Annotated in this window: 12 protein-coding genes; all 12 read right to left on the reverse strand. The window is 70.0% G+C overall.

The annotated features are described in order from the left end of the window. Window positions 1–112 precede the first annotated feature (112 nt). The 12 genes from murB to mraZ all read right to left on the reverse strand — a co-directional run bounded on the left by murB (window position 113) and on the right by mraZ (window position 13,949). On the reverse strand, window positions 113–1,030 hold the full coding sequence (gene murB, locus IEV99_RS17840; RefSeq protein ID WP_188519073.1) for a UDP-N-acetylmuramate dehydrogenase: 918 nt from the start codon (window positions 1,028–1,030) through the stop codon (window positions 113–115). Then, window positions 1,027–2,442, reverse strand: a complete 1,416-nt coding sequence (gene murC, locus IEV99_RS17845) for a UDP-N-acetylmuramate--L-alanine ligase (RefSeq protein ID WP_188519074.1) — start codon at window positions 2,440–2,442, stop codon at window positions 1,027–1,029. Before murC ends, murB begins: the two co-directional genes overlap by 4 nt. A 31-nt stretch (window positions 2,443–2,473) precedes the next feature. Next, window positions 2,474–3,577, reverse strand: coding sequence for an undecaprenyldiphospho-muramoylpentapeptide beta-N-acetylglucosaminyltransferase (gene murG / locus IEV99_RS17850; protein WP_188519075.1), 1,104 nt, complete (start codon window positions 3,575–3,577; stop codon window positions 2,474–2,476). Beyond that, window positions 3,577–4,734 carry a putative lipid II flippase FtsW gene (ftsW, locus tag IEV99_RS17855; RefSeq protein WP_188519076.1) on the reverse strand — a complete coding sequence of 386 codons (1,158 nt, stop codon included), beginning with the start codon at window positions 4,732–4,734 and terminating at the stop codon, window positions 3,577–3,579. The genes murG and ftsW overlap by 1 nt, the downstream gene beginning before the upstream one ends. 3 nt (window positions 4,735–4,737) lie before the next feature. Beyond that, window positions 4,738–6,138: a UDP-N-acetylmuramoyl-L-alanine--D-glutamate ligase gene (gene murD, locus IEV99_RS17860; RefSeq protein ID WP_188519077.1), complete on the reverse strand. Its 1,401-nt coding sequence runs from the start codon at window positions 6,136–6,138 to the stop codon at window positions 4,738–4,740. 94 nt (window positions 6,139–6,232) lie between these two features. Beyond that, window positions 6,233–7,336: a phospho-N-acetylmuramoyl-pentapeptide-transferase gene (gene mraY, locus IEV99_RS17865; protein ID WP_188519078.1), complete on the reverse strand. Its 1,104-nt coding sequence runs from the start codon at window positions 7,334–7,336 to the stop codon at window positions 6,233–6,235. 12 nt (window positions 7,337–7,348) lie between these two features. Further along, window positions 7,349–8,779 carry a UDP-N-acetylmuramoylalanyl-D-glutamyl-2,6-diaminopimelate--D-alanyl-D-alanine ligase gene (locus tag IEV99_RS17870; RefSeq protein WP_188519728.1) on the reverse strand — a complete coding sequence of 477 codons (1,431 nt, stop codon included), beginning with the start codon at window positions 8,777–8,779 and terminating at the stop codon, window positions 7,349–7,351. A gap of 11 nt (window positions 8,780–8,790) precedes the next feature. Beyond that, entirely contained in the window at window positions 8,791–10,245 is a 1,455-nt protein-coding gene (locus IEV99_RS17875; protein WP_188519079.1) for a UDP-N-acetylmuramoyl-L-alanyl-D-glutamate--2,6-diaminopimelate ligase, read from the reverse strand. After that, complete coding sequence (locus IEV99_RS17880) at window positions 10,245–12,032, reverse strand: peptidoglycan D,D-transpeptidase FtsI family protein (protein WP_188519080.1); 1,788 nt, start codon at window positions 12,030–12,032, stop codon at window positions 10,245–10,247. Before IEV99_RS17880 ends, IEV99_RS17875 begins: the two co-directional genes overlap by 1 nt. A gap of 7 nt (window positions 12,033–12,039) precedes the next feature. After that, window positions 12,040–12,450, reverse strand: a complete 411-nt coding sequence (gene ftsL, locus IEV99_RS17885; protein ID WP_188519081.1) for a cell division protein FtsL — start codon at window positions 12,448–12,450, stop codon at window positions 12,040–12,042. Between the two features lie 3 nt (window positions 12,451–12,453). After that, window positions 12,454–13,473, reverse strand: a complete 1,020-nt coding sequence (gene rsmH, locus IEV99_RS23790) for a 16S rRNA (cytosine(1402)-N(4))-methyltransferase RsmH (RefSeq protein ID WP_244643914.1) — start codon at window positions 13,471–13,473, stop codon at window positions 12,454–12,456. Next, window positions 13,470–13,949 (reverse strand): division/cell wall cluster transcriptional repressor MraZ, encoded by a 480-nt coding sequence (gene mraZ / locus IEV99_RS23795; protein ID WP_244643915.1) that lies wholly within the window; start codon window positions 13,947–13,949, stop codon window positions 13,470–13,472. The genes rsmH and mraZ overlap by 4 nt, the downstream gene beginning before the upstream one ends. Window positions 13,950–14,301 lie beyond the last annotated feature (352 nt).

Raw genomic sequence — 14,301 nt, forward strand, 5'->3', positions numbered from 1 at the left:
GATGGCCGGCACTGGCCAGCTGCGGCCGGAACTCCGACCGCCAGTCCCTCATCCGTCAGCTTCGCTGACACCGCCCCCCGGGGGGAGAAGGGCCGCGCCGCGACGTAGCGAATCAGGCTTGCAGCCCGACCCGCTTGATTTCCCACTCGAGCTCCACGCCCGACGTTTCGCGCACGCGCCTGCGCACCTCTTCGCCCAGGCCCTCGACCTCGGCGGCGGTGGCGCCCGGCTGCGCGATCAGAAAATTGGTGTGCAACTCGGACACCTGCGCGCCGCCCATGCGCAGGCCCCGGCAGCCCGCCTTGTCGACCAGCTCCCAGGCCTTGAGGCCCGGCGGGTTCTTGAAGGTGGACCCGCCCGTGCGGGTGTTCACCGGCTGGGAGGCCTGCCTCGCCTGCGTGATGTCGTTCATCTCGGCCAGAATGGCGGCCGGGTCGCCGGGCCGCCCCTCGAATGTCGCCTCGGTGAAGATCACGTCCTCGGCCACGCCGCAGTGGCGATAGGTGAAACCCATGTCGGCGAGCGCATAGGCGCGGACAGTCCCGTCCCGCGACACGCCGCGGCAGGACACCAGCACGTCCTTGGTCTCGCCCCCGTAGGCGCCCCCATTCATCCGCAGTGCGCCGCCGATTGCGCCCGGGATCCCGCGCAGAAACGACAACCCCGCCACCCCGGCCTCGGCGGCGACGCGCGCGACCTTGACGTCCGCCGCGCCCGCTCCGGCGCGAATGCGCAGGCCGTCGACCGCAATCGCCTGGAACCCCTTGCCGAGCCGGACCACCACGCCGGGCACGCCGCCGTCCCGAACCAGCAGGTTGGAGCCGAGGCCCACGACCAGGATCGGGACGTCAGACGGACAGCCGCGCAAAAAGATCGCGAGATCATCCTCGTCAGCGGGCTGGAACAGGGTCTGAGCGGGTCCGCCTGTGCGGAACCAAGACAGCCCGGCGAGCGGCGCATTCGCCTCCAGCGAGCCTCTCAGGCCCGGCGCGGCGGCATGGAGCGTGGCGGTGATGTCCGGGAAGCTCACCTCTTCGCGCCATCCAGCGCGGCGAGTTCGCCCGGCAGGGCGTAGGCCCAGTTGGTGATGGTGCCCGCCCCGAGGCAGACCACGTAGTCGCCGGGCTGCGCGACGCCGTACACGAGGCTGGCGAGTTCCGCCGGGCCGCTGAGCCGCATGACGTTGCGGTGGCCATGCGCCTTGATGCCCTGCACCAGCGAATCGCGGTCCGCGCCCGGGATCGGCTGCTCGCCGGCCGCGTAGGTGTCGGCCACGATCACCACGTCGGCGTCGTTGAAGCAGGTCGCGAACTGGTCGAACAGCGCCGACAGGCGCGAATAGCGATGCGGCTGCACCACCGCGACCACGTTGCCGGTGGTGGAAGCGCGCGCGGCGCGCAGCACGGCCGCGATCTCCACGGGGTGGTGACCGTAGTCGTCGAAGATCGCGACGCCGTTCCAGTCGCCCGTGCGGGTGAAGCGGCGCTTCACGCCCCCGAAGGCGCCCAGCGCCTCACGGATCTTCTCGGGCGTCATGCCCAGATGGTACGCCACCGCGATCGCCGCCGTGGCGTTGAGCGCGTTGTGGTGGCCCGGCATCGGCATCGTGAGATCGTCGATGCGGGTGAGCTCGCCGCTCTTGCGGTCGCGGATCTGCACGCTGAAGCGCGAACGGCCGCCTGTGAGGTCGATGTTGGACAGCCGCACGTCCGACTGGGGGTTCTCCCCGTAGGTGATCACCCGGCGATCCTCGATCTTGCCGACCAGCTCCTGCACGGTGGGATGATCGAGGCACATCACCGCGAAACCGTAGAAGGGCAGGTTTTCGACGAAGGCCCGGAACGCGTCCTTGATGGCCTCGAAGGTCTTGAAGTGGTCGAGGTGCTCGGGGTCGATATTGGTGATGATCGCCACGTCGGCGGGCAGCTTCAGGAAGGTGCCGTCGGATTCGTCGGCCTCCACCACCATCCAGTCGCCCGCGCCGAGGCGCGCATTGGTGCCGTAGGCGTTGATGATGCCGCCGTTGATCACCGTCGGATCGAACCCGCCGGCGTCCAGCAGGGTGGCGACCAGCGAGGTCGTGGTGGTCTTGCCGTGCGTGCCCGCGATGGCGACGCATTGCTTCAGGCGCATCAGCTCGGCCAGCATCTCGGCGCGGCGCACTACGGGCAGCCGGCGCTCGCGGGCGGCCATCAACTCCGGGTTATCGCGCTTGATCGCGGTGGAGACCACCACCACGGCGGCGTCGCCCAGCGCCTCGGCCGTATGGCCGACATGCACCACGATGCCCTTCTCGCGCAGGCGCTTGACGTTGGCGCTGTCGGACGCGTCCGTGCCCTGCACCGTGTAGCCGAGATTGTGCAGCACCTCGGCGATGCCCGACATGCCGATGCCGCCGATGCCGACGAAGTGGATGGGGCCGAGTTCGGTCGGCAGCTTCATGAGGGGTTCTCCATCAACATCGGCATTGGCGCTAGCGGGCGGAGGCCGCGACCTCGGCGACGAGGTCGGCGAGCCGGTCCGCCGCATCCGGGATGCCGGCGCTTTTGGCCGCTTCGGCGGCGCGGGTCAAACCGGAGGGGTCGGCCAGGCGGGCCGAAAGCTCGGCCGCAAGGCGTTCGGGGGTGAAATCGGCCTGGCGGATCACCGTCGCGGCGCCGCTCGCCTCGAGGCTCACCGCGTTGGCGGCCTGGTCGCCGTCCAGCGACTGCGCCAGCGGCACGAGGATGGAGGGGCGGCCGATCACCGTGAGTTCCGCCACCGTGGACGCGCCCGAGCGGGCCACAACGAGCTGCGCCTGCGCGATGCGGGCCGGCATGTCGCCGAAAAAGGGCGAGACCTCGGCCGCGACGCCAAGCCGGGCGTAGTGGTCGCGGACGCGGGCGAGGTCCTCGTCGCGGGCCTGCTGCACAAGATGCAGCCGGCCGCGCTCGGCGGGGGTCAGACGCTCCAGCGCGGGCGGGACGACGTCGCTCATCACCCGCGCGCCCTGGCTGCCGCCGAACACCACGACATGGAGCGGCCCGCCGGGCTCCGGCGCGGCGAATGGGATCCGGGCGGCGTCAAGCACGGGCAGGCGCACCGGGTTGCCGGTCTGGCGCTGCTTGCCCTTCAGCGCGCCCGCGACGCCGCGGACATCCGCAAAGCCGGTCGCGATGATCCGCGCGCGCGGCGCCAGCAGCCGGTTGGCGCGGCCGAGCACGCCGTTCTGCTCGTGGATGATGGTGGGAACGCCGCGCAGCGCCGCCGCCAGCACGGGCGGGACCGTCGGGTAGCCGCCGAAGCCCACCACGCAGGCGGGCTTGAGCCGGCCCACCAGGCTCCACGCCGCCAGCACGCCCTGGGCGAGCTTCGCGCCGGCGGCCAGCATCTGCGCGGGCGAACGGCCGCTGGGCGTCGCGGACGGGATCTCGTGCGTCTCCGCGGCCGGGAAGGCTTTGCCGTACTTCGTCGCCCGCTCGTCGGTGGCGAGGTGCACCGTGAACCCGCGCGCCGCCAGCGCGTGCGCGAGCGCCTCGGCCGGGAACAGGTGGCCGCCGGTGCCGCCGGCGGCGAGCAGGATGAGCTGGCCCGCCATCAGGCGTAAGCCTCCTCGTCGCGGTGGGTCGGGACGATGCGGTCGTAGTATTCCGAGCGCGGCCGGCGGCGCGTCACGGCCAGCAGGAAGCCCATGGCCAGCGCCAGCGAGATCAGCGACGAGCCGCCATAGCTGATGAACGGCAGCGTCATGCCCTTGGCCGGCATGATGTGCACGTTCACGGCCATGTTGATCACCGACTGCAGCCCGAACAGCATCACCAGCCCGGCCGCCGCCAGGCGACAGAACGGCTCCTCGTTGCGCCGCGACAGCACCAGGCCGCGCAGCACCACCATCGCGAAGATCGTCAGGAGGCCGATGCACACCAGGATGCCGAATTCCTCGGCCGTCACCGCAAAGATGAAGTCCGTGTGGCTGTCCGGCAGGATGCGCTTCACCGTGCCCTCGCCCGGCCCCTTGCCGAGCCAGCCGCCCTGCACGAAGGAGTCGATGGCGTTGTCCACCTGGAAGGTGTCGCCCGACGCCGGATCCAGGAAGCGGTTGATGCGCGCCGCCACGTGCGGCAGCAGGTGGTAGGCCACGAACAGCCCCAGCATGCTGATGCCGCCAAGGCCGGCGACCCAGAACAGGTGGAGGCCGGACAGGAACACGAGCCCGCACCAAACCAGCGTGATCAGCATGGTCTGGCCGATGTCGGGCTGCAGCACCAGCGGCACGATCGTGCAGGCCAGCAGCGCGAAGCCGAAGATGTTGCCCGGCACGTCGTTGCGCCGCCCGCCTTCCGAGAACGCCCAGGCGGCCAGGATCACGAAGGCCGGCTTCACGAACTCGGACGGCTGCACGGCCACGCCCGCGAACGAGATCCAGCGCCGCGCACCCTTCACCTCGGCGCCGAACAGCAGCGTGCAGACCACCAGCCCCATCGCGATCACGTACAGCCCCAAGGCCGTCCGGCGCACATGGCGCGGCGACAGGAAGCTGATCACCAGCATCACGATCAGCGCCGGCACGAGGTAGAACACCTGCCGGTAGACGAAATGGAAGGTCGGCAGGCCCAGCCGCTCGGCCACCGGCGGGCTGCCCGCCATGGTGAGCACGATGCCGAGCACCATGAGCAGCATCAGGCTGAACAGCAGCAGCCGATCGACGGTCCACCACCAGGTCGCAACGGGCGAGCGTTCCAGACGGGACGGCATGGGTCAGGCCTTTCCGAGCGGGATGACGTCAGGCAAAGCGAGCACGAGGTCGCGGAAATGCGCGCCCCGCACCTCGAAGTTCGGATACTGGTCGTAGGACGCGCAGGCCGGCGACAGCAGCACGACCGGCTCGGCCGCGTCCGATGCGGCGGCGTCCGAAGCCGCCATTGCGACCGCGGCGTCCAGCGTTCCGCAGCGCGCGTACGCGACCTTGCCCTCCAGCGTCGCCGCGAAGGCGTCGCTCGCCTGGCCGATCAGGTAGGCCTTGGCGACCCGGCCAAACAGCGGCGCCAGCGGCTGGACGCCGCCCTCCTTGGCGACGCCGCCGATAATCCAGTGGATCGCGCCCGGAAAGGCGGCCAACGCCTTCTCGGCCGCATCCGCGTTGGTGGCCTTGCTGTCGTTCACGAACAGCGTCTTGCCGGCGCGGCCGACCTGCTCCATCCGGTGCGCCAGGCCCGGGAAGCTCGCGAGCCCCCGCCGGATCGCCTGCTCGTCGACCCCGATCGCCTCCAGGGCCGCAATCGCCGCCGCGGCGTTCTGGGCGTTGTGCGCGCCGCGCAGCGAGCCGATCCCGGCGAGGTCGGCGAGCACGATGCGCCGCCCATGCGCCTTGCGGACGACCACGTGGTCCTCGGCGTAGAGCCCCTCGTCGAGCTCGCGCTCAACCGACACCGGAATCACCGCGCGGCCGGCCGCCTGCAGCCGTACCGCGATGGCGCGGCACCAGTCGTCGTCGACGCCCACCACCGCAAGGTCGGCGCGCGCCGCCAGCCGCTCCTTGATGGCGGCGTAGTTCTCCATGGAGCCATGCCGGTCGAGATGATCGGGCGTGATGTTCAGCAGCACGCCGACGCTGGGCGCCAGCGAGGGCGCGAGGTCGACCTGGAAGGACGAGCATTCGACGACATGCACGCGCCCGGCCGCGGGCGGATCCAGCAACAAGACTGCGGTGCCGATATTGCCGCCCATCTGCACGTCCATCCCGGCCGAGCGCACCAGATGGGCGATCAGCGCCGTGGTGGTCGACTTGCCGTTGGTGCCCGTGATGGCGATGAACGGCGCGTCGGGCGCAATCGCGGCGCGCTCACGGCAGAACAGCTCGACGTCGCCGATGATCTCGATCCCGGCCGCCCTCGCTTTCTCAACGGTCCAATGCGGCGCCGGGTGCGTCAGCGGCACGCCGGGCGACAGGATCAGGGCCGAGAAGCTGGACCAATCGGCGGCTGTCAGGTCTACCACCGGAATTCCGGCCTCGGCGGCCTTGCCGCGCGAGGTTGGCTTGTCGTCCCACGCCGCCACGTGCGCCCCGCCGGCCGCCAGCGCCTGAGCGGTGACGAGCCCAGAGCCGCCGAGCCCGAACAGGGCGACCGAGCGCCCGCGAAAGCAGGTGACGGGAGTCATGGCGTCGCCCTATCCCAGAAAGGCCGCAGCCCCACCCTCCCCCTCGAGGCGAGGGTGGGCTCGCGGCGGTCTGCTGAGGTTCGGACCATCCCGCTCACCGGAGCTTCAGGGTGGAGAGGCCCACCAGCGCGAGCACGATGGCGATGATCCAGAAGCGCACCACGACCTGCGGCTCGGACCAGCCGAGCTGCTCGAAATGGTGGTGGATCGGCGCCATGCGGAACACCCGCTTGCCGGTGAGCTTGAACGAGACCACCTGGATGATCACCGACATGGCTTCCAGCACAAACAGCCCGCCCACGATGGCGAGCACGATCTCGTGCTTGGTGGCGACCGCCACGGTGCCGAGCATGCCGCCCAGCGCCAGCGAGCCGGTGTCGCCCATGAAGATCTGCGCCGGGGGCGCGTTGAACCACAGGAAGCCGATGCCCGCCCCGATCATGGCGCCGCACAGCACCGCGAGCTCGCCAGTGCCGGGCACGAAGTGGATCTGCAGGTAGTTGGAATAGATCGCGTTGCCGGAGAGATACGCAATGAACCCGAAGGTCGCGGCCGCGATCATCACCGGCACGATCGCGAGGCCGTCGAGGCCGTCCGTGAGGTTCACGGCGTTGCCGGCCGCCACGATCACGAGCGCCCCGAAGGCGATAAAGAACACGCCGAGGTTGATCAGCACGTCCTTGAAGAACGGCACCGCAACTGCGCCGGCCAGCCGCACCGCGCCGAAGCCCGACATCTTCGGAATCACATAGGCGATCACCACGCAGGCCGCGCCCGCGATCACGAATTCCAGCGCGAGTCGCGAGCGGCCGCCAAAGCCCGCATGGCTTTGCTTGGTGACTTTCAGATAGTCGTCATAGAAGCCGATCGCCCCGAAACCGAGCGTCACCACGAGGACGACCCACACGTATGGGTTGAACAGGTTGCCCCAGACCAGCGTCGAGAACACGAAGCCGGACAGGATCATCAGACCGCCCATGGTGGGCGTGCCCTTCTTGGCGAGGTGGCTCTGCGGCCCGTCCGTGCGGATCGGCTGTCCCTTGCCCTGCTTGATGCGCAGGCCGGCAATGATGCGGGGGCCGAAAAAGAACACGAAGAACAGCGCCGTGGCGGTGGCAGCGCCGGTCCGCACCGTGATGTAGCGGAAGATGTTCAGCACGCTGAGCGTGGAGGAGAAATCGGAGAGCCAGGCGAGCATGGGGCGGCGACCTCAGGCGGCGTTGGTCGCGAAACGCGACTTGAGGGCGGCCACGATGGCGCCGGTGCGGCTCCCATTGGAGCCTTTGACGGTGACGACGTCGCCGGCGCGCAAGGCGCCCAGCACCGCGCCGGTGAGCTCGGCGGCGTTGGGCGCATAGGCGCCGCGCTTTTCCAGCGGCAGCTTCTGCCAGAGGTTTTTCATCAGCGGCCCGGCCGCGAAGACGAGGTCGATGTTGCAAGCCGCCACCGCCTCGGCGAGGCCCGCATGCAGCGCCGGCCCCTCAGGGCCGAGCTCCAGCATGTCGCCCAGCACCACGATGCGGCGGCCGCGCAGGCCGACCGGCGTCTGCGCGAGCACGTCCATGGCGGCCCGAATCGAGGCCGGATTGGCGTTGTAGCTCTCGTCATAGAGCGCGATCTCGCCGCCGGGCGCCGGCAGGCGGATCTGCTCGCCGCGTCCGCTGGGCGGCGTCACCTCCGCCATCGCGATGGCGGCAAGCGCCAGGTCGGCGCCAAGCGCCTCCACGACGGCCAGCACGCCGAGGCTGTTCATCGCCACATGCTTGCCCGGGCTGGCGATCCGGTAGGTCGCGGGCTCGCCGAACAAGGTGGCCTCCACGATCGACTGGTCCGGCTGCAGGATGATGCGGGTCATGCGCACATCCGCGCCGGGGGTCTCGCCGAAGCTCACGACGCGGCCGGCGGGCGAGTTCTCGGCGGCCTTGCGCAGGCGCTCGTAATGCGGGTTGTCGCGGTTGATCACCGCCACGCCGCCGGGCAGCAGCCCGGAGAAGATTTCCGCTTTCGCGTCCGCTATGGCCTCGATCGATCCGAGGTTCTCGAGATGCACCGGCTCCACGGTGGTGATCAGCGCCACGTGCGGCTGCACCATGGCGACCAGCGGCTCGATTTCGCCGGCGTGGTTCATGCCGATCTCGAACACGCCGAAGCGGCTGTCGGCTGGCATGCGGGCGAGTGTCAGCGGAACGCCCCAGTGGTTGTTGTAGGAGGCCGCCGAGGCGTGCGTGGCGCCCTGCGCCGAAAGCACGGTGCGCAGCGCCTCCTTGGTGCCGGTCTTCCCCACGGAGCCCGTGACGGCGACAATGCGGGCCTGGCTGCGGGCGCGGGACGCCCGGCCGAGCGCCACCATGGCGTCCAGCACGTCGGCCACGACGTAGAGGGCGCCCTGTCCCTCGAATTCGGCGGCGCGGTCCTGCGCCACCACGGCGGCGGCCGCGCCCTTGGCAAGGGCGGCGGCCACGAAGTCGTGCCCGTCGCGAGCGTCGCCCTTGATGGCGAAGAAAAGATCGCCCGGCTGCAACGTGCGGGTGTCTATCGAAACGCCGCAGACGTCCGGCGCCTCACCGATCGCGCGAGCCTGCATGGCGGCCACGAGCGCGTCTCCGGTCCAGAGCGGCGGGCGGGCGGCGGAGGGCGTCATGTCGGTCACGGTCAAGCCTCGGCGAGAGCGGCCGCAACCGCGTCGTGGTCGGAGAAGGGGAGCACCCGGTCGCCTATGATCTGGCCCGTTTCATGGCCCTTGCCGGCCACCAGCAGAACATCCCCGGGCTGTAGCCCCAAAGCCGCAGTGCGGATCGCCTCGGCGCGATCGCCGATCTCGCGTGCGCCCCGCGCGGCGGCCAGGATCTCAGCCCGGATCGCGGCCGGGTCCTCGCTGCGCGGATTGTCGTCCGTAACGATGGCGACGTCGGCCTTTTCGGCCGCGATCGCGCCCATGATCGGCCGCTTGCCGCGGTCGCGGTCGCCGCCGCAGCCGAACACGCAGATGAGCCGCCCCGTCGCATAAGGCCGCAGCGCGTCCAGCGCGCTCGCGAGCGCCTCAGGCTTGTGGGCGTAATCCACCACCGCCAGGCCGCCATTGCGCTCGCCGATGCGTTCCAGCCGTCCCCTGACGCCCTGCAGCGATGCGAGGGCCGCCATCACGCGGTCGAGGTCTTCCCCCGCCGCGATCGCGAGGCCGGCCGCCACAAGGGCGTTGGACGCTTGAAAGTCGCCGACGAGCGGCAGGCGCACCCGGAAGCTGCGGCCCTCGGCCTCCACCATGAGGTTCTGCGCGAAGCCATCCCGCTCCAGGGCGACGAGGCGCAGCGTCTTGCCGGTGCGGCCGGTGGACACAATGCGCTGGCCGCGCGCCTTGGCGGCCATCATGACCTCGATGGCGTGCTCGCCGTCCTGGTTCACCACGGCTGCGCCGTCGGCCGGCAGCAGCGTGTCGAACAGGCGCAGCTTGGCCTTGAGGTAGTCTTCCACGGTCGGGTGATAGTCGAGATGGTCCCGGCCCAGATTGGTGTAGCCCGCCGCCGCCAGCCGGACGCCGTCCAGGCGGCGCTGGTCGAGACCATGCGAGGACGCCTCCATGGCCAGGTGGGTCACGCCCTGCCCGGCGAGCTGGTCCAGCGTCTGGTGCAGCGTCACCGGGTCCGGCGTGGTGAGCGAGCCATAGACGGCGCCGCCCGGCGCCACCACCCCGATGGTCCCGAGGCTGGCGGCCTGGCGCCCGCAGGCGGCAAAGATCTGGCGGGTGAACTCCGCGACGGACGTCTTGCCGCTCGTGCCCGTCACGGCCACGATCGTGGCCGGCTGGCGCGGATGCATGCGGGCCGCGGCAAGCGCCAGCGCGCGGCGCACGTCCTCTACCTGCACATAGGCGACATCGGCGGGCAGATCCGCCGGCCGGGGCCCCTGCCCTGCCACGGCGGTCGCGCCGGCTTCCGCGGCGGCGCGCGCGTATGCGAGCCCGTCCGCCTTGGCGCCCGGCGCGGCGAAGAACACGAAGCCCGGGCCCGCCTTTCGGCTGTCCACCGCAACGCCCGCGACCGGACGATCGCGGTCCGGTCCAAAGGCGTGCGGAAGCAGGACTTCCGGAAGAAGGTCGGACAGCTTCATCAGCGAGTTCCCCAGGCCCCCATGCGGGCCATGATCGGGAACGGGGCGACCGGCGGATCGAAGCGCGGCGGGAGGCCCAGGATGGGGGCGACGCGTTCGATGACCTTTCCGGTGGTGGCGCCCGCGTTCCAGGCGGCGGTCGCGAAGCCGTAGGTTTCGGGCAGGCCCTGCGGCTCGTCGTAGATCACCAGGAACAGGTATTTCGGCTTGTCGGCCGGCGCAATCGCCATAAAGGTGGTGAACAGCCGGTTCTTGCTGTAGCGCCCGCCGATCACCTTCTCGGCCGTGCCGGTTTTGCCGCCCACGAAGTAGCCCGGCACCGCGGCCTTGCCGGCCGAGCCCTTCTCGGCGTTGAGCCGCATCACGTAGCGCAGCGCCTCGCTGGTCTCGGGCTTGATCACCCGATGGCCGAGCTTGGCGGCGTCCTCGGCGGTGCGCTTCAGGAAGGTCGGCGTCAGCATGTTGCCGCCGTTCACCAGCGCGCCCACGGCGGCCACCGCCTGCATGGGCGCCACCGCGAGGCCGTGGCCGAACGCGATCGTCATGGTGTTGAGCTCGCCCCAGCGGGCGGGCACGATCGGCTCGGCGCTTTCGGGCATCTCGGTCCGCATGCGGTCGAGCTGGCCCATCTTCTTCAGGAAGTCCTTGTGCCCCTGCACGCCGATGGCGAGCGCCATTCGGGCGGTGCCGATGTTGGAGGAGTGGATGAACACCTCCGGCACGGTCAGCACGCGGTTGGTGCCGTGATAGTCGTGGATGCGGAAGCGCCCATAGGCCAGCGCGTTTCGGGCGTCGAAGCTGGAATTGATCGACACCTTGCCGCTGTCCAGCGCCATCGCGGTGGTGAGCGCCTTGAAGGTCGAGCCCATCTCGTAGACGCCCACCGTCATGCGGTTGATGCGGTTGGGCTCCAGCGCGTCGACGGGGTTGTTGGGGTCGTAGTCCGGCAGCGACGCCAGCGCGACGATCTCGCCCGTGGTGACGTCCAGGATCATGCCGGCGCCGGCCTTGGCCTTGTATTTGTCGACGCCCTTCTGCACTTCGTCGCGCAGCGCGTGCTGGGCGCGCAGGTCGATGGAGAGCTGCACCGGCTTGAGGTCGGTGGACTGCCGGGCGAAGCCCGCCATCGCGAGGTCGGCCATGCCCTGGCCGTCGATCCACTTCTCGATGCCGGCGATGCCCTGGTTGTCCAGGTTGGTGAAGCCGAGGATGTGCGCGGCCGCGACGCCGTTCGGGTAGACGCGCTTGTTTTCCGGCATGAAGCCGACGCCCGGCAGGCCGAGGCGGTAGACCTCCTGCTGCTGCTTGGGGGTGATCTCGCGCTTCACCCAGACGAAGCCCTTTTTGGAGCCGAGCTTGTCGCGCAGGTCGCGCGCATCGACATCCGGCAGCACGGCGGTGATCAGCTCAACCGCCTCGTCCTTGTCGATGATGCGTCGGGGCTCGGCGAACACCGACACGGTCTTGATGTCTGTGGCCAGGATCTCGCCGTTGCGGTCCACGATGTCGGGCCGGATGCCGGCCGTTTCCTGCTGCGCGCGCTTGTAGTTGGTGGGCGGGTCCGGCCGCAGCCCGAGCTGCACCAGCCGCCCGGCGATCACCGCGTAGATGATCGTGAAGCTCGCAGCCACGATGAAGACGCGGTGCCCGCTCTTGTCGAGCCGCATCTGGAACAGGTTCTGCACGCCGCCCACCAGCCGCTGCGCGATGCTGCGCCGCGGCGCGCGCTCGAGCGCCTCGGGCGCGTCGTCATAGGCCGGATCGGGAGAGCCCTGATGGTCGCTCATCTGATCCTCACTGCTGCTTCTTGCGGATGGACGAGGTGGTGGTCGTGTCCTGGCGCGCCGCGCCCGGCGTCGCCCCGGGCGTCGTGGTGGGGGCCGAGAGCCCCAGCGCCTCGAGCTTCTTGCCGATGCTGTCCACCGGCGCCGGCCGGGTCGGGATCTCCGACCACCGCGTGATCTGCCCGATGGTCGCCGGCTGCGTCTCGGTGAACTGGTCGGCCAGCGCCTGCAGCCGATCCGGCTTGTTGAGGAACTGCCACTCCGCCCGCAGGATCGCGATGCTCTCGCGCTCGCGGGAGATCTGGTTCTTCAGCTTGGCGGCCTGCTCGGTCAGGTAAATCGTGTCGTACTTGACCCGATACGCGTAGAGCGCCGAGCCGATCAGCGCCAGGATGGCGGCGAGATGGAGGAAGCGGCGCATGGGTCAGCGGCCCTTCTTCTTGGCGCGGGGGGACGCGTCCGGCGCGGGCGCGGCAGGGGCCGTGGTGCGCTCGGCGGCGCGCAGCTTGGCCGAACGCGCCCGCGGATTGGCGGCGAGTTCGTCGTGCTGGGCGGTGAGCGGCTTGCGGTTCACCAGCGTGAAGGTGGCTGCGCCCCGCTCCAGCGCGGGCGCATGGCGCGACGGCGCGGCCTCGCGGCCGGCCCGCTCGGTGAGGAAGCGCTTCACGATCCGGTCTTCCAGCGAGTGGAACGTCACCACCACGAGCCGCCCGCCGGGCGCCAGAGCCCGCTCGGACGCTTCCAGCGCGCGCTCCAGCTCGCCCAGCTCGTCGTTCACGGCGATGCGCAGCGCCTGGAAGGTGCGGGTCGCCGGATGAATTCCGTCCGGGCTTTGCCACACAACCTTGGAGACGATGTCGGCGAGCTGCTTGGTGGTCTCGATCCGCGCGCCCTTGCGGGCCGCCACGATTGCGCGCGCGATGCCGCGCGAACGGCGCTCTTCGCCATACCGGTAGATGAGGTCGGCGAGCGGCCCCTCCTCCATGCCGTTCACGAGATCGGCGGCGCTTTCGCCGGCCTTCTCCATGCGCATGTCGAGCGGCCCGTCGAACCGGAACGAGAAGCCGCGCTCGGCGTCGTCGAGCTGCATGGACGAGACCCCGATGTCGAGCACCACGCCGTCGAGCGGCAGGAATCCATGGCCCGAGGCCACGCTTTCGAGATCGCCGAAACGCTCCTGCGCGAGAACCAGCCGCCCGTTCATGGCCGCCACGAGAGCCTGCCCGGCCGCGATCGCTTCCGGGTCACGGTCCAGCGCGAGCACGCGCAGGTCGGGCGCGGCCTCCAGGATCGCGCGCGTGTAGCCGCCGGCCCCGAAGGTGCCGTCGAGGTAAAGGCCGCCTGGCCTGGGAGACAGGGTGTCGAGAACTTCCCGCGCCAGCACGGGAACGTGACGAACCGGTCCGCCAGCGGCCTCGGGCATCCGAGCGCCGCGATCCGTCATCGTTCCCGTGCTCCGGGCGTCGAACTTGGCCGCAGGCCGCCGAGCTCCTTCTTGAGATCCCTCACCTTTCGCCTGGCCTCGTCGAGATGACGTTGGAAACGAGAGGGCTCCCAGATCTGGAACTTGTGCCCTAGCCCCACGAAGGTCACCGCATCCGTGATCCCCGCGTGAGCCTTGAGCGTGTCGGTCAGCCCGACCCGGCCTTCCGGGTCGACCTTCAGCACTTCGCTGATGCCGTAGAGCGCCGTCGAGAAGTGATCCCGCTCGTCCGAAAACGGCGGCAGCGTCTCGATGAGGCTGTCGATCTCCCGCAAGAGACCGTTGCCTCCGGCGTCCAGAGCGTCCGCCTCCAGGGATGGGTGCACGTAGAGCCCCTCGAACCCGTCCCTCGCCAGGACGGACCGGAAAGACGCCGGGATCGATACGCGACCTTTCGCATCCAGTTTGTTGGTGAAGCTGGAAACGAAGCGGTCCATCGAACTCCAGACCCGCACACACTCCCGAAGACGCCGCCTTGGCGTCCGCGATCCCGTCCTGACGCAGGCCGCAGGGAGCCGTCACGGAAGGGCAGGCCTCTGCCGTTTCCATGGGGTTCCGCCGCGATACAGACGCTTCGAACGGGATGATTTGGGATAGCATGGGCTGGTATGGGCGTCAATGGAAACGGGGCTGCGGAGGCGGTCGAATCCCCCTTCTCGCATTACGGGTGGTTAACGTTAACGAAGGGTTGCGAGTGAGGTTGTGAGCGCATCGCCAAGGCTCAAAAACCGCCGATTGGCGGCGGCCGCACGCGATGCCGGGCCAAGGCCGCAAACGCAAAAAGCCGGC

It is taken from the genome of Alsobacter metallidurans (genome assembly GCF_014636935.1).
Taxonomy (GTDB): domain Bacteria; phylum Pseudomonadota; class Alphaproteobacteria; order Rhizobiales; family Beijerinckiaceae; genus Alsobacter; species Alsobacter metallidurans.